This window comes from Ignavibacteriota bacterium (assembly GCA_016713565.1).
Lineage (GTDB): Bacteria > Bacteroidota > Ignavibacteria > Ignavibacteriales > Melioribacteraceae.
In genome coordinates this window covers 769521-787889 of the sequence record JADJOX010000007.1, presented here as the reverse complement: position 1 = coordinate 787889, position 18369 = coordinate 769521, and the positions used below count along the sequence as shown (strand labels likewise).

The window sequence follows — 18369 nt, the reverse complement described above, 5'->3', positions numbered from 1 at the left end:
TATAAAATCTTGCAAAAAATATCAAGATTAAAAAATCATCTAAAATAGAACAGTTCATTAACGTAAATGAAATAATTAGAAATTCAAAAATTATTAAATATTATTTTTTATTTTAGTATATAAAATATTTATGGATAAACAACATTATTCCAAATAAATTGAGGTAAGAATGAAAAAAATAGTTGGTCTTTTATTAGCTGGCGCTGCAATTTTTATTTTAATTGTTTCATGCGGCGAATCGAAACCGGAAATTGATAAAATAGCATTGCAAGCAAAAGCTAAAGGTATTTTTATGAAATTGCCCGCTTCAATGCCTGGTGCTGAAACCGATACTCCCGAAAAAATTGCGTTGGGAAAAAAGTTGTATTTTGAAGAAAAACTTTCAAAAACAAATACGCAATCATGTAATACTTGTCATTCAATTGATCCGGGAAAAGCCGGAGTTGATAATAAGCCTACATCACCGGGAGCAAAAACCGGAACAATAGGAACAAGGAATTCTCCAACAGTATTAAATGCAGGATTTCAATTTGCTCAATTTTGGGATGGAAGAGCAAAAGATTTAAAAGAACAAGCATTAGGCCCAATTCTTAATCCACTTGAAATGGGAATGGATAATCCTAAAGAAGTTGAAGGTAAATTATCCGCAATACCCGAATACGTAGAAATGTTTGCAAAAGCATTTCCAAATGATCCTAAAATTTCATGGGATAATTTAGGTGAAGCAATTGCCGCTTTTGAAAGAACTTTAATTACCAAAGATAAATTTGATTTCTTCTTAGGCGGAAATCCAAATGCGTTGACTGATGAAGAAGCTCAAGGGCTTGAAATATTTATGAATAAAGGCTGTACTACCTGTCATTCAGGTCCATTATTGGGCGGAAATATGTTTCAGAAAATGGGATTGTATAAACCATATTCTGATACTAAAGATTTAGGAAGATACGCAATTACTAAAAATGAAGCCGAAAAGTTTATGTTTAAAGTTCCTACTCTAAGAAATATCGCTTTAACAGCTCCTTATTTCCATGATGGAAAATCACCAAATTTGGAAGACGCTGTTACGCAAATGTCCAATATGCAATTAACTACACAATTAACACCCGAAGAAATTAAAAAAGTTGTTACATTTTTGGGATCATTAACTGATATTGAATTAACAAAAGCGAATAAAAAGTAGTTGGGTATAATGTTTTAATTAACATCCGGAGTGAAAAACTTCGGATGTTCAATAAAATTTACTTCTCTTTTTGAATTAAACATTTCACTTTTTTTAAAAATTTTCCAGGAATCTGGCACCGATAAATTGCCCAAGAAAAAAAGAGCCAACCAATACAGGATAAGTATAAAGCTCAAATCCAATGTTAGAATAAATTCTAAGTAAAATAACAAACGGAACGGGAATGTGAATAGCCAAGAACCACTGAAGTGAAAATTTTTTTACTTTTGATCGCCAATAACCAAAGGGCAGGTTTAATAAAAGTACCGCAATCGCGACTAATGTTATTTTCATTTAAACAACTTTCTAAATTCTAATTACCGCGTGATCTTAAAATTTCGAAAAGCAAAATTCCTGTAGCTACAGAAACGTTCAAACTTTGAATTTTTCCTTTCATTGGAATTTCAGCTAGAAAGTCACACTTTTCGGCAATTAAATGTCTAATACCTTTTTCTTCATTTCCAATTACTAAAGCTATTGGCTGTTTATAATCTATTGAAGTATAATTCTGAGAGTTGCCGAGTTTGGAACCGACAATCCAATAACCGTTTTGCTTTAAAATCTCGATTGTATTTACAAGATTATTTACTCTTGCAATTTTAATGTGACTTGTAGCTCCAGCGGATGTTTTTTCTACAGTATTGTTTACCGAGGCGCTGTTTTTTATTGTTGTTATTATTCCGTAAACTCCCGCGCATTCTGCGGTTCTGATAATCGCGCCAAAGTTATGCGGATCTTGAATTGAATCTAAGATTAATAATAATGGATATTTCGATTTTTCAGCTTCAATTAAAATTTTGTCAATTTCAGAATATTGAAATTCACTTTTAATTGCAATTATTCCCTGAGTATTTTTATTTTCTGCAATCTGCATGAATTTCTGGGGAGAAAGTTGGCTTACTTTAACATTCGACTTGATTGCAAGTTTTTTAATTTGCTCTACAATTGTTCCATGCAAACCAAATTGAATAAATATTTGATCAATTTCAGCGTTTGAGTTTAATGCTTCAAGTACCGGCTTTCTTCCAAATATTTTCTGCATTATTTAACTGCTTCAATTTTTGATAAAAGTATTTCGATATTGTCTATGCTTATATTCTGCTGTTCACCATTTAACATATTTTTAATTTGAACCTCACCTTTTGTAAATTCTTCACCGCCGACAAACAAAACAAATTTGGAATTTAACTTATTTGCTTCCCGCATCTGTGCCTTAACGCTTCTAGTGGCATAATCATATTCAACAATGATATTATGATTTCGTAAATTAGTGGCAATCTCAAATACTTTTAATTCATGTTCATTATTTAATCTAATAATGTAAACGTCAATATTTTCATTTAAAGAAGAGATAGAATTTTCAGATTTACAAGCAAGCAAAATTCTTTCTATTCCTGCCGCAAAACCTACCGCGGGAGTTGAATCACCACCTAATTGCTCAATCAGTAAATTGTATCTGCCGCCTCCGCATAATGCACTTTGCGAACCTACACTTGAGCTTAAAATTTCAAATGTGGTGTGAGTATAATAATCCAATCCTCGGACTAATTTATGATTTTCATTAAATGGAATTTCGGCAATTGTTAAATATTCTTTTACTTTGTTAAAGTGTGCCAAACTTTCGGCGCCAAGAAAATCTATTAAATTGGGCGCGCCTTTCAACAATTCTTGATCATGATTATTCTTACTGTCTAAAATTCTCAGAACATTGGTTTGAAATCTGTTTTTGCTGTCTTCGGATAGTTCATTTTTTTACCTGAAAGAAATTCTTTTAGTGCGTTTGCAAAATTGTTCCTTTCTTCGGGAACGCCTAAAGAATTTAAATTAACTTCAATATTCTCTAATCCTAAATTTTGCAAAATTGTAAACGCAACTTGAATAACTTCAGCGTCCAACGCAGGATTATGACTTCCGAGCGCTTCTATTCCAAATTGATGAAATTGTCTTAATCTTCCTGCTTGAGGACGTTCCTGGCGAAACATTGGTGAGATATAAAACAATTTATTCAAACCATTTAGCTTACCGAGTGAATGTTCAATAAATGCACGAACTACAGAAGCGGTCATCTCAGGTTTAAGAGTCAAATTATTTTGGCTTCTATCAATAAAAGTGTACATCTCTTTGCTTACAATATCCGTGCTGTCGCCAATTCCTCTGGCAAAAAGTTCAGTCTGTTCAAATATCGGCGTTCTTATTTCTTTGTAATTAAAATACTTCATTTGACTTAATACTATATTGGTAAGATGATTCCAATATAGTATTTCATCTGGAAGAATATCTTTTGTTCCTGCAATTGCTTTAATCATATAACCAAGGATTGAAAAATTTAAGAAATGTTTTTTTCTTCGTCTTCAAATATTTTATAAATCTCAGAAACGGATTTAGCCGCCAATAATTTTTCGCGAAAATCTTTTTTGTTCATTAACAATGAAATTCTGCTTAACAATTTTATGTGAGGCGCAACCAAATTATCTTTGCCAATTAGTAAAAAAATTAAATTAACAGGCGTTCCATCAAGCGATTCAAAATCAATGGGCTGTTTTGTTTTTCCGAATGCCGCAATTATTTCGGTAACTTTGTTTGTTTTGCAATGAGGAATACCAAAACCATGTCCGATGCCCGTTGACATAATTTTTTCTCTTTCAAGTACACTTGCTTTAACTTCCTTTAGATCAAGAACTCTATCGTCATTTTTAAATAAATCTATCAGCTCGTTAATAACTTCTACTTTTGTTGTTCCCTTTAGTTCGGGAATTATATTTTCCGGAGATAAAACTTCACAAATTCTCATTTTATTTACTTCTCAATTTTTTAAAAAATGTAATTACAAATGTAAGAAAGGAACTTACTATTTACAATCGAAAGAATTTTTAGAAATGAGAGGTTAATTTAAATTTCTTGCAATGAATTTTTCATTAAGCTAAGTTATAACATTAAAAAAAAATAAAAGTATTTGAGGAAATTATGGATATTAAGAACAAAACAGTTCTAGTTTTAGGCGGATGGGGATTAGTCGGAAATGCGGTAACAAGAAAACTCGTACCCGAAAATCCGGCTAAAATAATTGTTACTTCTTTAAGACAAGAAGAAGCAGAATCTCACGTTAAACAATTAAAGAGTGAATTTCCGCATCTTCCGGAAAATTATTTTATTCCATGGTGGGGTAATATTTTTGTACGCAATGATTTTAAAGATTCTGATCGATTGGAAATTTTAAATGACCCAGTTAGAAGAAAGATTTTAATGAAAGATATAATGGAAGAATTATCCGACGAAATACTGCACGATTCATCAATTTACCAATTGCTTGTAAAGCATAAACCAGATATAATAATAGACAGTATAAATTCAGCGACCGGAATTGCGTATCAGGATTTATATACTACTTATCACAGAATAAACACAACGATTCAAAACAATCCCTCAACAGATTTAATAATTGAAGAAACTGAAAAATTGATTTGTACGCAGTATGTTCCACAATTAATTCGTCATATCCAAATTTTATATAATTCAATGAACCAAGTGAAAACACAAATTTATGTTAAAATCGGTACAAGCGGAACCGGCGGAATGGGACTCAATATTCCATATACGCACAGCGAGGAAAAGCCATCTAGAGTTTTATTGAGTAAGTCTTCCGTTGCCGGAGCGCACACAATGCTTTTATTTTTAATGGGAAGAACACCCGGAGGAGCAATTACAAAGGAGATAAAACCAACCGGCGCAATTGCCTGGAAGAGAATTGCTTTTGATGAAATTAAAAAAAGAGGAAAGTCAATTGAATTGGTTGATTCCTCATTTGACAACGTGATTAAGTTGGAAAACGAATTGCAAATTCAATTGGAGAAACCAATAAAATTAACCGGGAATAAATTAAAATCCGTATTTATAGATACAGGTGAAAACGGAACATTTTCAAGAGGTGAATTTGAAGCAATCTCCGCGCAAGGACAAATGGAATATGTTACTCCCGAAGAAATTGCAGAAGATGTAATATTTGAAATTAAAGGCGGCAATACCGGACACGATATTATAAATGCACTTGATAATGCTACTTTAGAACCAACTTACCGTGCGGGTTTTTTGCAGCACGCGGCTGTAGAAAAACTTCAAGAACTTGAAGAAATTCACAGCGTAAATAGCGTTGCGTTTGAATTATTAGGACCTCCGAGATTATCAAAACTACTTCATGAAATAAATTTACTTAGACTAATTGCCGGGAAAATGAAAGAAATATTAAACATTTCTCCCGAAGATTTATCGGTAAAAATATTTGAATTAATTAAAACCAACGAAAAATTAAGAAGTGAAATTATTTCTATAGGAATTCCAATTTTATTGCCAGACGGCAAATCTCTTTTACGCGGTAATGAAATGAAAATTCCGCCTTTTAGAGGTGAAAATAAAATCAAAATTAGTGATGATAAAATAGATCTTTGGGCAAATGACGGCTGGGTAGATTTAAGAGTTGAAAACATGGAAACTTGGCAAAATAGAATTAAAGCAATTATGGATGAATCAAATTTAATTCCTGCGGATGATACAAGTTCAATGCATGTAAGGAATAAACGATATTGGAATAATTTTGAACAAATTAACATCGGTAAGGTAGTGAGTTGGATTTTCATTCACGAAGAAAAAGGGAAAAGAATGAAATCATAGAAAATTAAGAATTAAGAATTGGAAGGATAGAATAAATAAGATATGAGATTTTATATTGGATAATTTGAATTTATTAACAAAAAATGAATTTAGAATCGTTACTACCGATTCAGGTTTGGGCGGATTATCCGTCCAAGCATTAATGGATAAAAAACTTAGAATAAATGGAAATAAAAAATTCGAATTGATTTATTTCAATTCTTTTGCCGGAGGAAATTTAGGCTACAACAGTTTGAAAAATAATAATGATAAACTTATTGTTTTTGATTCTGCTTTGCAGGGAATGATGAAATTTAATCCGGATATGATTTTAATCGCTTGTAATACTCTTTCGGTTTTATATGATCAAACAGAAGCGGCAAAACAAATAAAAATTCCGGTTATTGGAATTGTTGAAAGCGGAATTGAAATGCTCCTTTCTAAAATAAATACCGTGTCTGATTTTAATGTTATTGTAATTGGAACCGAAACAACAATAAATTCCAATATTCATAAAGCTAAGTTAATTAAATTTGGAAGTGATGAAAATAAAATAATAAATCAATCATGTGAATATTTGGAAAGCGAAATTCAGATCAATCCTAATAGTACAGAAGTTAATATATTGGTTAAAAAATATCTGCATGAAGCGATAAAAAAGATTCGAGATCCTAAAAAACATTTTTTTGTAGTTTTAGCATGTACTCATTATGTTTACAGTAAAAATGTATTTGAAGAAAAAATGTCCGAACTAGTAGGTAAGAATTATACAATTATTAATCCAAATGAAAAAATGGCGGATATTTTTAATGGGATTTTTGCTAATAGTAATAGCCGAGAAAATTTTGTTACAAATCGTGTTTTAAGTCGGGTAAAACTTAAAGAAGATCAAATAAATATTTTATCAAAATTATTGATAAATGATTCACGGAATTTAGTCGATGCGTTAATAAGAAATGAACACATACCAAACTTATTTACATTTGATGAAAAATTATTGTCAATAGAACATTAGTGAGAATGAAAAAATATAAATATAAAGCTGAAATAATGGCAAAGGGAGGCGGAACATTTGTTTTCTTTCCATATGATGTCAAAAAAGAGTTTGGGACCAAAGGTCAAGTTAAAGTAAAAGCTTCGTTTGAAGGAATTGAATATAGAGGTTCGCTTGCTCCAATGGGTATGGAATTTCATTTACTTGGAATAAGGAAAGAAATAAGAAATGCGTTAAAAAAGGAAATTGGAGAAATTATTGAAGTAATTGTGGAACAAGATACCGAACCCAGGATTGTTGAAGTTCCACATGATTTTCAAATTGTTCTAGATACAAATAAAACAGCAAAAGAGACATTTGAAAAATTTGCCTATACTCATAGAAAAGAATACGTTCGTTGGATAGAAGAAGCAAAAAAGGAAGAAACAAGAAAAAAGAGGATCATTAAAGCTTTAGATATGATTTCCAACGGTAAAAAATTTTCTTAAGATTTTTAAGCTTTCTAAAAAAAATAAAAATTTGAATTAAGCTAAAAATTAGTTGTAAGCTTTTTGCCTTTATGAAAATTGTAAATAATTTGCGCTGCTTCTTTTGGATCATCAGTTAAGCTGAACAAATCCAAATCTTCTTTATTTATGTATCCTTGTTTTAGCTGAAATTCCTTTATCCATTCTATTAATCCTCCCCAAAATTCTTTACCCATTAAAACAACGGGGAATTTGGTTGTTTTTCCGGTTTGAATTAAAGTAAGAACTTCAAAACCTTCATCTACGGTGCCGAATCCGCCAGGCATTAAAACATAACCTTGAGCATATTTAAAAACATAGTCTTGCGAATGAAAAAATACCTGAAGTTTAAAAGTTTATCTTGATCAATAAAAGGGTTTGCGTATTGCTCGTGAGGTAATTCAATATTTATTCCAGTTGAACTTCCGCCTGCTTGTTTGGCGCCTTTATTTCCGGCTTCCATAATTCCCGGTCCGCCGCCGGTAATTATCCCAAATCCTTTTTTAACAATTTCCTGCGCAACATCTTCCGCCAATTTATAAAACTTATCTTCGGGTTTTGTACGGGCCGAACCAAAAATTATAACGCTTGGTTTTATCTTCGACATTGTCTCAAAACCTTCAACGAATTCCGACATAATTCTAAAAACTCTCCAAAGATCTTCCTGCGAGTTTTGAAGCTGATGTTCAATTTGTGACTGATTATTATTGTTTTCCATGATAAAATATTCTTTATATAATTAGTTAAACTACTATCGAAAATTTTAATTTAAAATTTTTCTTTTCTCACCGTTACTTTTTCCAGCATTTTTTGATTTACTTCAACACCAATTCCGGGTTTAGAAGGAACATCCATTGTTCCGTCTTTGTTAACAAAAAATTCAGGTTCAACAATATCTTCTTTATAATATCGTTTACTTGCGGAAATATCTCCAGGTAAAGTAAAATTAGGCAGTGATGCTAAAGCAACATTTCCCGCTCTTCCTATTCCGGATTCCAGCATTCCGCCGTGCCAAACGGGAATATTTTTATTCATGCAGTAATCATGAATCAATTTAGATTCTGTAAATCCGCCGACTCTTCCCGGTTTAATATTTATTATTTTGCAGCTGCTTAACTCAATTGCCGCCTTTGTATCTGCTAAAGAATGGATACTTTCATCCAAACAGATCGGAGTATTCAATTCACTTTGCAATTTGGAATGCTCATAAATATCATCATAAGATAATGGCTGCTCAATTAACAATAAATTAAATTTGTCCATTTCTTTGAATAAACTTAAATGCTCAATATTATAAGCGGAATTTGCGTCAACTTGCAGAAGAAGGTTTGGAAATTCTATACGCAATGCCTTAATATATTGTAAATCTTCATTTGGAGCAATTTTGATTTTAATTCTTTTATAACCTTCTTCCAAATATCCTTGTACTTTTTTTATCAATATAGAAGGATCCGATTGAATTCCAATGCTTACGCCGACATCAATTTTATTTTTATTTCCGCCCAAAATTTTTGAAAGTGATTGATTTTGTGATTTTGCGAAAAGGTCCCAAAGTGCGGCTTCAATTCCCGCTTTTGCCATTCTGTGTCCTCGGACTTTTTCCCAAAGTAAAATTGCCTCGTTAACATTTTTCAAATCTTTTGTAAGATTTCAGTGATCAGAAAATCTTTTAAAATGTGCCAAGCGGTTGTTACAGTTTCATAAGAGTAAAATGGCGTACCTTCAGCGACACTTTCCCCGTAACCTGAAATGCCTTCAGAGTTAACTTTTACAATAATATGTTCTTCATCATATTCGGTCCCCATTGAAGTTGTAAACGGAGAAACCAATTCCATTTTAATATGATATAGTTCTACGCTATCGATTAACATAATCCCTCTTTTATAAAATGAATATATGAAAACTATGAATCTTATTTGACATTTTTTTATAATTATTAAAAATACCAAATAAAATTTTTGCAGTTTAAAAATTAGACTTGACATACATAAATATTTTTTGTAATCTGTAACAACCATTACACAATAAATTTACAATGTAAAAGCAATTACAGTATGAACTCACTTAGACTAATAGAATTATTCCTCAAATTAGCATCAATTGACGGTGTATCCGGCAACGAAAAAGCCGTTGCTGAATTTATTAAAAGCTTTTAGTAAGCTTAAATTTTTCTGTTGAAGAAGATACAGCTTCTGAATTTACGAAAAGCAACACGAACAATATTATTTGTAAAATTGGAAGCGGAGGTAATTTTGTAATGCTGTCGCACATGGATACCGCACGTCCAACCGAAAAATTAAAACCGCAAATTCTTGAAGATAGAATTATATCTTCCGGCGATACGGTTCTTGGTGTTGATAACAGAGCGGGGATTGCGGTACTGCTCTATACTTTGGAAAAAATATCACAAGAAAAGATTTCTGTTAAAGATTTTACTGTAGCATTTACAACATGCGAAGAAACGACTTTATTTGGTTCAAAATATTTGGGAATAAATGGGAATATAAATCATGCTTTTATATTTGATTCCGGCTATCGTCCCGGCAACTTTATTTATTCTTCATGCGGTGATCTTGGATTTAAAATTAAGATCTTCGGAAAAGCTTCACATTCGGGTATTGCTCCGGAAAAAGGAATAAACGCAATGGCGGTAGCGGCAAATGCAATTAGCAGACTTCCGCTTGGAAGAATTGACGATGACAGCACAATGAATATAGGATTGTTCAAAAGCGGCTCGGCTGTTAATGTGATTCCCGAATATGCCGAACTTGAAGGTGAAATTAGATCATTTGACGTTAATAAAGTAAAGCTGCAGTTCGATGAAACAATAAAAATTTTTGAAGAAGAATCCGCGAAACTTAATGCCAAAATTGAATTTGAATATTTTTGGGATTTTAAACCTTTTACAATTTCAGAAAAATCACATGTATTCCAAGAAACAAAAAATGCAATTGAAAAAGTTAAATTAACTCCAACACCAAAAATTTCGCTTGGCGGCAGTGATGCGAATTCACTTAATGAAAGAGGAATAGAAGCAATTAATTTAGGCATTGGCGCACAAAATCCCCATTCAAATGATGAATTTATTTACATTGAAGATTTGATTAAATCAGCAGAAATAGCATTAGAAATAATAAAAAAGTAAAATACCATGAAAAAATATTTTGTTTCAATCTTAACTCTATTAATAATTTGTACTCCGTACTTTGCAAAAACTAAGGGTAAATTGGTAATTGTCGGGGGAGTGCAAACAAGTGAAATTATCACAAAATTTGTAGAACTTGCGGGCGGAAAAAATGCGAAAGTAATTGTAATACCAAATGCTGGATCAGAGCCTGTACTCAACAGTGAAATACAAGTTAAGGAACTTACCGATCTTGGAGCACAAGCTGAATATTTAATCTTTACAAAAGAAACGGCAGATGACGAAGCAAATCTCAAAAAAATGAATTGGGCGAATTCAGTTTTCTTTTTGGGCGGAGATCAAAGCGATTTAGCCAGAGATATGCTGGGTTCTAAATTATTAAAAAAAGTTTTTGATATTTATAATAATGGCGGTGTAGTTGGTGGAACGAGTGCCGGTGCTGCCATAATGAGCGAAGTTATGATCACGGGAAATGAATTGATAAGAAATGATTCGACTGGAATATTTTTAACAATTGAAAAGGGAAATGTTGAAACAAAAAGAGGTTTTGGATTTCTTAAAACCGTAATTATCGATCAGCATTTCTTAAAGCGAAAAAGACATAACAGAACAATTGCCGCCTTAATTGAACATCCAACTTTGACGGGAGTCGCAATTGACGAATCTACTTCAATAATTGTTAGTCCCGACAGCACTTTTGAAGTTTACGGAAGTAACCAGGTGTTAGTTTATGATCCAATAGAAGGCAAAAATATTCGTGAAGATAAAAACGGAAATCTCGGAATTACAAATATGAAACTTGATGTTTTGATTAGCGGTGATAAATATAATCTAAAATCACATAAAGTTATTGAATAATGAAAGAAACGAAGAAATATAAATTTAAAGTTCCGAACACTTATCTGCTTATATTTCTCATTCTTGTTTTTATTGCAATACTTACTTGGATAATTCCCGGCGGACAATATGAAAGAATTATAAAAGAACGAAGAAATAATTCCTTTCGTTTTGATACTAGTCCCGGTAGCAATAGCATTAGGTTACGATTCTATTATAGGTGTTGCCATTCCTTTGGTTGGAGCGCACATTGGATTTGCAAGTGCCTTCCTAAATCCATTTAATGTCGGTATTGCACAAGGTATTGCTGAAGTACCGTTATTTTCCGGAATTGGATACAGAATTATCAGTTGGGCAATTTCTACAACTGTAGCAATTTTATTTCTCTTATTCTATATAAAACGACTTAGTAAAGATCCTAAAATTAGTCCCATGTATAATGAAGACCAACAGCGAAAGTTAAATGAGCAAAATCTTTCGGGCAATGATAAAATTTTTACCAAAAAGCACAAATTGGTTCTGCTTACATTTTTATTATCTTTGATTATGCTCGTTGTCGGTGTAATAGAATTCGGATGGTATATTCAAGAAATTGCCGGTATGTTTTTCATTATGGGAATTTTAGTGGGAATTATTGGCGGATTAACCGGCGATGTAATTATTAAAAGTTTTATTGAAGGCGCAAAAGATTTAGTAGGCACTGCATTAATAGTTGCTTTAGCAAGAGCAACATTGGTAATATCGAGAGACGGACAAATTATTGATACGGTTTTATATGGATTATCTCCTTTTATTCAATCATCGTCGCCAATATTTGCATCGCAAAAAATGTTTGTTGTTCAGGCAATAATTAATTTCTTTGTTCATTCTGGAAGCGGTCAAGCGGCTTTAACAATGCCAATCATGGCTCCTTTAGCAGATTTAGCGGGTGTTTCGCGCCAAACAGCAATTTTGGCATTTCAATTTGGTGAATACACAAATATTATTATTCCAACTTCTGCGGTAACTATGGGTGCATTATCAATGGCAAAAGTTCCTTGGGAAAAATGGGCTAAATGGGTTTTACCGCTGCAGATTATTTTAATGTTATTAGGGTTTTTACTTCTTGTTCCACCGAATCTTATTGGTTGGCAATAAAATTCAAATTATTTTTCAACAAAAAAACAGAGAGGCAAAAATGAAAAAAGCGATTCTATTATTTACCTTTTTTCTTCTAAATATCGTAAGCTTTAACTCGGAAACAAATGCGCAAGCTGATTTGTACATTGGAAAATTAAATGTTTACGTAACCGCATATGGAAGAGTGGCACTTTATACTATGCCGGACACAATTCGTCAAATTTATAGAGTGACTACTTTAGTCGGCACCGGTGCAGAATCAGTATTTGATTATGACAATGATATCGAAATTGAAGAAGACGTACAAATACTTGATAACCCAACATTTGGTGATTATGAGGTATATGGAAGCTTTAATAATGATTATTCCGGACTACCGCCAAGTATATTTCAAAAAGAAAATATTTATTGCTGGCAGGATAAAAACTTTATTATTGCGAAATATACTTTAATCAGCAGAGAATCAAACGCGATTGATGCAATTGTTGGTTTAGATATAATTCCAGAAGTTGAAGGATCATATTCCGGCGGCGATACGGTTACTTATTCCGCAGAATCAAAAGTATTATCGATTAAAAAACATGAAGCGGTTGGATTTAAATCATTGAACAGCGATTTCAAATCACTTAAATCTATGGTTTGGTATGATAGCTATCAAGTTGATACGTCATACTACAGTTGGTTAACATACAATAATTTCGATAGTCCATTTATCATTAAACCAGACGATCCTGTTGTTGACGATCCCATTTTAATTCCTGCTTTTAATTCAAGAACAATTGCCCCTGGCGATTCGGTTGTAATTTATCTTGCGATGGCGTATGGTGAAAATGAAGCAGCAATGTTGGCAAGTTTAGAAGAAGCTCAGCAGAAATATGAAATGTTGACGGATGTAAAATCTGAGGTTAAAAATATTCCATCGGAATTTACGTTGAACCAAAACTATCCAAATCCGTTCAACCTGAATACAACAATTAGTTTCGGTTTACCGGAAAAATCGCAAGTTACTTTAAAAGTATTTAATCTGCTTGGTGAAGAAGTTGCGCAAGTAGTAAATCAAATTTTGGATGCCGGAACACATTCAGTAAATTTTGACGCGAGTATGCTTCCATCGGGAATGTATATTTATAGTTTACAAACCGAAAAGCAATTTTTGACAAGAAAAATGACGTTGATTAAATAGTTAAACTAATAATATTTTGATGGATAGATATAAGCAAATAAAAGAAAAGATTATTCAGAGTTATAATAAATTACCTAAGAATCATAAGATAATTGCTGATTATGTAATAAATAACTTTGATAAAATCCCTTTTTTAAATGTTAATGATCTTTCCATTAGTACAAAAGCAAGTGTTGCGTCAATTGTAAGATTTGCGCAAAGAATCGGATTTAAAGGATTCAGCGAATTAAGAGAAGAAATTGCGCTTTCACTTCAAAAAGAATTGCAAAAAAAGGAAATCTTTCCTCTATTTGAGAAACATCGAATAGAGGAAGATTTACTAACCGAAGTTGCAAATTTAGATATCAAAAACATTAATGATACGCTGAACTTGATAGAACGGAAAAATTTCGACTTCACTATTCAAAAAATTTCCAAAGCGAAAGTAGTTTATACAGCGGGCTTGGGAATTTCTTATTTATTGGCGGAAATTTTAGCATATCAATTGAATCAAATTGGAATAAATTCTTCCGTACTAAAACATACTCATACGTTATTCCATGAACAAATTCTTTTTATGGATTCAAAAGATCTTTTAATAGTTTTTTCTTTTCCGCCTTATTCAAAGGAAACTATTGAAACCGCACAATTTGCAAATGAAAGAAAAATAGAAGTAATTGCTATTACAAATAAAGCCGCATCACCCGTAACATTTCATTCTAAAACAAGTTTAATAGTTAACAGCGATAATATGCTTTTTACAAATTCATTTGCGGCTATTTCCGTTTTAATAAATGCAATTGCTACGGCTTGTGCAATAAAGGACAAACACCGTGCAAAAAAAATACTAAAAGAATCGGAATCAATAATGATCTCACAAAATTTAACAATTTTTAAGAGTTCCAAATGAAAAAAATATTTCTGCTTTTTTTGTGTTTTCCATTTATTCTTTTTGGCGGAGTGACCGGAAAAATATCCGGCGTAATTAAAGATTCGCAAACCGGAGAACCTCTAATCGGTGCAAATATTTTAATAGAAGGAACAAATCTTGGCGCCGCAACAGATGTAAACGGGAATTATGTAATTTTGAATATTCCGCCGAAAAATATAATGTTAAAGTAAGTTTTATTGGATATGAGACCACTACAATTAAAAATGTATCGGTTGTAGTTGACCAAACTACGCAGCTAAATATTGATTTGACTTCGCAGTCAATTCAAGTTCAGGATGTTGTTGTAACCGCTAAAACTCCATTAATTCAAAAGGACGTAACAAGCAGTATTTCAGTTGTGACAAGAGAAGAGATAGAATCTTTGCCGGTGCAAACATTTACAGAATTGCTTTCACTTCAAGCAGGAGTTGTGGGCAGCGGATCCAACCTGCATGTTCGCGGTGGAAGATCCAACGAAGTTGCCTACATGATTGACGGAACTTTGGTTACCGATCCTTTATTGGGAGGTTTGGCAACACAAATTAATAATGACGCAATTCAAGAAATGAGTCTGCTCAGCGGAACTTTTAACGCGGAATATGGAAACGCACTTAGCGGTATTGTTAATATTGTAACTAGAGACGGTTCCGATAAATATTCAGGTAAAATTGAAGCAAGAACAAGCGAATTTGGAATTGAACGTTATAAAGATTTGCATGAAAACAGAATTAACGCGAGCCTTAGCGGACCGATTTTTTCACCGCAGTTTAACTTTTTTATAACAGGTGAAATTGATAAACGGGGAAGTTATCTACCTTTTGGATTCAGAAACGATAAATCATTTTTTGCAAAAATTTCTACAACTGTAATTCCCAACATAAAAATTTCTTTAACTAACAGAGGAAGTTTGGGAAAAAATCAAAATTATAATCATTCATATAAATATATTCCCGAACAATATTTGGTTACAAATACTGATAGCTGGCAAAGCACTTTGTCATTTACTCACACTATTGCTAATAATTTTTTCTATGATGTAAAATTTTCTTATTTCAATCAAGGTTATAATTCCGGAGTTGGAAAAGATACTTCCGAATATATTGGAACTAGTGATTTTCAATACTTTGACGAATACGGTGACGGTTTTGAATTTTATAAATTGGCAAATCCACTTGAGTTAGTTAGCTCAAGAACTGCTACATTTGATTTAAAGTCGGATGCGGTATGGCAAATCGGCTCAATGAATGAAGTCAAATTTGGTTTATCATACAAAAGGCATTGGGCAAAATTATTTGAGATTTACGATCCCAAAAGAAACTTTCCTTACATAGACGATTATTTTGAAAACCCGTTTGAAGGCGCAGCTTATGTTCAAGATAAAATTGAACTTCCTTATTTAGTAATAAATTTGGGTGTAAGATTAGATTACTTAAATGCAAACGCAATTTTTAGAGATGATCCGTTAAAACCAAATTCAAATTTAAAAGTTAAATCTCGCTCTCAAATTTCACCAAGATTTGGAATCGCTCATCCAATTTCGGATAGAACAAAACTTCATTTTTCATATGGACACTTTTTCCAAAATCCGGATTTTCAATATTTATTTGAGAATAAACAATATGACTTGAATGTTCGCGAACCGCTTTTCGGTCAGCCAAACTTAGACGCGCAACGAACAATTTCATACGAAGTTGGAATCGCTCACCAATTTTCGGACAGAACCGCGCTTAATCTAACAGCATATTATAGAGATATAACCGGCTTAATAGGAACAAGATATTATTTTCCTTTTGTTGATGGAAGATATACAGGGTATACGCTTTACGTAAATGAAGATTACGCGAACATAAAAGGTTTTGAACTTACTTTAGATGTTCGTCCCGATAAATACTTCAGCGGCGGGCTAACATACACTTACGCGGTGGCAAAAGGAAGCGCATCTTCTGAAACTGAACAATATCCGGGTACCGAAGAATCAACACAGCTTTACTTTTTAGATTTTGATAGGCCGCATGTTTTCAACGCCAGCGGGACTTATATAATTCCGGAAAACGAAGGACTGGAATTATTCGGTGAAAAAATTTTTCAAAACATGGACTTTAGCATAATCTTTAAGGCAAGTTCAGGAGCGCCATATACACCGGGTGGAAGAGATGTTGGTTTTGTTGAAAAAAATTCACTCCGTCAACCAGGGATTTACAATCTTGATTTAATGATTGGAAAAGAATTGAAAATATACAATGATATGACGTTGAGAATTTTTGCAGAGATACTGAATTTAACTGATCATAGAAATATAATATATGTTTATACAGATACAGGTGATCCTGAATTTACTCAGCAAGGTGATTATTCAATTGAATATATGAAGGATCCTTCAAACTTTGGTCCGCCTAGATCAATAAGGTTGGGTTTTACATTTAGATTTAATTAATTCTTCAGCGAGAAAAATTTGATGAAAAAGAAATCAATATTATTTTATTTACTAATAGTTACTTCTATTATTGCTCAAGATAAAAATGAAAAACAAAATTTTTATAACGTGAGTAAAAATGCAAAAATTGAAGATCGCGCTGCCGGTATTCACAACGCAAGCAATATTGGTTTGTTTTTTGAAAATAGGGGAAAGCTTTACCCAAGAAGTATTACTCAGGGTCCTTCGGGAGAATTTCCGATAAACAGCGGAAAACAATATATCTACCGAGTTAATCAATTTGTTGGAATTCCCGGCAACGTTGTTCAGGCAAGATATACAGATGATGAAGAATGGGAAGCGGCTCACGGTTATCATAACAGCGATACCGCAAGAGTAGCAATGAGTGATGATCCCAATTCGTGGAATAAAAATTTAGGCTGGCCCGTAAAAGATGCTAATGGCAATAATTTAATTCTTTCTGACCAAGACAGTTATTGTGTATTTAACGACAGTAATAATACAGATGGAATTATCGGTATTCAAATGGCCCAAACCGGATATGCATTTGGAACTAAATTTGCGAAAAATATACTTTTCTTTAAGTTTGAAATTACAAATACGAGCAATAAAAAAATTGAAGATCTGTTTTTTGGACTTTATAATGATATTGACATTGGTGACGCAAGCGGCGGAATTGCCGAATATAAAGATGATAAACTTAATTTTATTAAAGAAAAGAATCTAATTTATTTTTATGACGACGGGAAAACAACTGAATGGCAGGATGGAAAAACCGGATTTTTCGGTGTAGCTCTTCTTAAAACTCCTGAAGTTAATGGGGTTGAACTCGGTATTACCGATATGCATTATAGTTTGTACGATGATGATTTGGATATTGATACCGTTCAATATGGAATTTTATCTTCAAGTAAAAGTTTATATAATTCATCATTAAGCAGCAGATTCTTTCATCTAGGCGACAATACAAGTTTACACTATGATGATCCTGCAACAATCCCGGCTGCGGGTTTGGATTTGGTCGGATATCTTTCTTCCGGACCATATACATTAGATGTTAATGATACGTTAGTATTTTATACTGCGTTTGTTGCCGGAGAGGATTATGAAGAATTGATTAAATACGCTGACGTTGCAAATAATGCTGTCGACGTTAATTTCAATCTTCCAAAACCGCCTTCACGACCAAAGCTTAATGCTTCAGAAGGAAACTTTAAAGCGACTTTGTTTTGGAACGACGAGGCAGAACAAAGTTTCGATGAATTTTAAGGATATGATTTTGAAGGATACAGATTATATAGAAGCAAAGATAAGGGAATAAACTGGGAATTAATTGCTGATTTTGATCAGATAAATCAAATTGGGAGCAACACCGGAC

General features: G+C 32.7%; 14 protein-coding genes and 4 pseudogenes. 12 read left to right on the top strand and 6 right to left on the bottom strand.

Annotated features, from left to right (window positions below):
* The first annotated feature begins 169 nt into the window (after nucleotides 1–169).
* Nucleotides 170–1180, top strand: a complete 1011-nt coding sequence (locus IPK06_10770; GenBank protein ID MBK7980450.1) for a cytochrome-c peroxidase — start codon at nucleotides 170–172, stop codon at nucleotides 1178–1180.
* 93 nt (nucleotides 1181–1273) lie between these two features.
* On the opposite strand, the gene IPK06_10765 is transcribed toward IPK06_10770, so the two are convergent.
* The 4 genes and pseudogenes from IPK06_10765 to IPK06_10750 form a co-directional block, all read right to left on the bottom strand.
* Entirely contained in the window at nucleotides 1274–1513 is a 240-nt protein-coding gene (locus IPK06_10765; protein ID MBK7980449.1) for a hypothetical protein, read from the bottom strand.
* A gap of 19 nt (nucleotides 1514–1532) precedes the next feature.
* Nucleotides 1533–2261, bottom strand: coding sequence for a 23S rRNA (guanosine(2251)-2'-O)-methyltransferase RlmB (gene rlmB / locus IPK06_10760; protein ID MBK7980448.1), 729 nt, complete (start codon nucleotides 2259–2261; stop codon nucleotides 1533–1535).
* A pseudogene (locus tag IPK06_10755) lies at nucleotides 2261–3525 on the bottom strand (histidine--tRNA ligase). Before IPK06_10755 ends, rlmB begins: the two are co-directional and overlap by 1 nt.
* 20 nt (nucleotides 3526–3545) lie before the next feature.
* Complete coding sequence (locus IPK06_10750; protein ID MBK7980447.1) at nucleotides 3546–4010, bottom strand: PTS sugar transporter subunit IIA; 465 nt, start codon at nucleotides 4008–4010, stop codon at nucleotides 3546–3548.
* 173 nt (nucleotides 4011–4183) lie between these two features.
* Here IPK06_10750 and IPK06_10745 point away from each other — a divergent pair, with 173 nt between their 5' ends.
* Genes IPK06_10745 through IPK06_10735 form a run of 3 tightly spaced genes read left to right on the top strand, consistent with a single transcriptional unit; the run spans nucleotide 4184 to nucleotide 7345 of the window.
* Nucleotides 4184–5884 carry a short-chain dehydrogenase gene (locus IPK06_10745; protein MBK7980446.1) on the top strand — a complete coding sequence of 567 codons (1701 nt, stop codon included), beginning with the start codon at nucleotides 4184–4186 and terminating at the stop codon, nucleotides 5882–5884.
* A gap of 55 nt (nucleotides 5885–5939) precedes the next feature.
* Nucleotides 5940–6878: an aspartate/glutamate racemase family protein gene (locus IPK06_10740; GenBank protein ID MBK7980445.1), complete on the top strand. Its 939-nt coding sequence runs from the start codon at nucleotides 5940–5942 to the stop codon at nucleotides 6876–6878.
* Between the two features lie 5 nt (nucleotides 6879–6883).
* Entirely contained in the window at nucleotides 6884–7345 is a 462-nt protein-coding gene (locus IPK06_10735) for a DUF1905 domain-containing protein (GenBank protein MBK7980444.1), read from the top strand.
* Between the two features lie 41 nt (nucleotides 7346–7386).
* Here the strand turns inward: IPK06_10735 and IPK06_10730 are convergent.
* Both IPK06_10730 and menC read right to left on the bottom strand, forming a co-directional pair.
* Nucleotides 7387–8081 (bottom strand): annotated as a pseudogene (locus tag IPK06_10730) (TIGR00730 family Rossman fold protein).
* Nucleotides 8082–8131: 50 nt separating this feature from the next.
* Nucleotides 8132–9234 (bottom strand): annotated as a pseudogene (gene menC, locus IPK06_10725) (o-succinylbenzoate synthase).
* 386 nt (nucleotides 9235–9620) lie between these two features.
* Between menC and IPK06_10720 the strand changes: the two are divergent.
* The 8 genes and pseudogenes from IPK06_10720 (at nucleotide 9621) to IPK06_10685 (ending at nucleotide 18260) form a co-directional block, all read left to right on the top strand.
* The gene (locus tag IPK06_10720; GenBank protein ID MBK7980443.1) at nucleotides 9621–10508 is read left to right on the top strand and encodes a M20/M25/M40 family metallo-hydrolase; all 888 of its coding nucleotides are present in this window, start codon (nucleotides 9621–9623) and stop codon (nucleotides 10506–10508) included.
* Between the two features lie 6 nt (nucleotides 10509–10514).
* On the top strand, nucleotides 10515–11366 hold the full coding sequence (locus IPK06_10715; protein ID MBK7980442.1) for a cyanophycinase: 852 nt from the start codon (nucleotides 10515–10517) through the stop codon (nucleotides 11364–11366).
* Nucleotides 11366–12482 (top strand): annotated as a pseudogene (locus IPK06_10710) (YfcC family protein). The gene IPK06_10715 and the pseudogene IPK06_10710 overlap by 1 nt, the downstream one beginning before the upstream one ends.
* Before the next feature lie 40 nt (nucleotides 12483–12522).
* Complete coding sequence (locus IPK06_10705) at nucleotides 12523–13647, top strand: T9SS type A sorting domain-containing protein (GenBank protein MBK7980441.1); 1125 nt, start codon at nucleotides 12523–12525, stop codon at nucleotides 13645–13647.
* Between the two features lie 19 nt (nucleotides 13648–13666).
* On the top strand, nucleotides 13667–14536 hold the full coding sequence (locus tag IPK06_10700) for a MurR/RpiR family transcriptional regulator (protein MBK7980440.1): 870 nt from the start codon (nucleotides 13667–13669) through the stop codon (nucleotides 14534–14536).
* On the top strand, nucleotides 14533–14748 hold the full coding sequence (locus IPK06_10695) for a carboxypeptidase-like regulatory domain-containing protein (protein MBK7980439.1): 216 nt from the start codon (nucleotides 14533–14535) through the stop codon (nucleotides 14746–14748). The genes IPK06_10700 and IPK06_10695 overlap by 4 nt, the downstream gene beginning before the upstream one ends.
* 77 nt (nucleotides 14749–14825) lie before the next feature.
* Nucleotides 14826–16991 carry a TonB-dependent receptor gene (locus tag IPK06_10690; protein ID MBK7980438.1) on the top strand — a complete coding sequence of 722 codons (2166 nt, stop codon included), beginning with the start codon at nucleotides 14826–14828 and terminating at the stop codon, nucleotides 16989–16991.
* 21 nt (nucleotides 16992–17012) lie between these two features.
* A complete protein-coding gene (locus IPK06_10685; protein MBK7980437.1) occupies nucleotides 17013–18260 on the top strand; it encodes a hypothetical protein in 1248 nt (415 codons plus the stop codon).
* The last annotated feature ends 109 nt before the right edge of the window (nucleotides 18261–18369 follow it).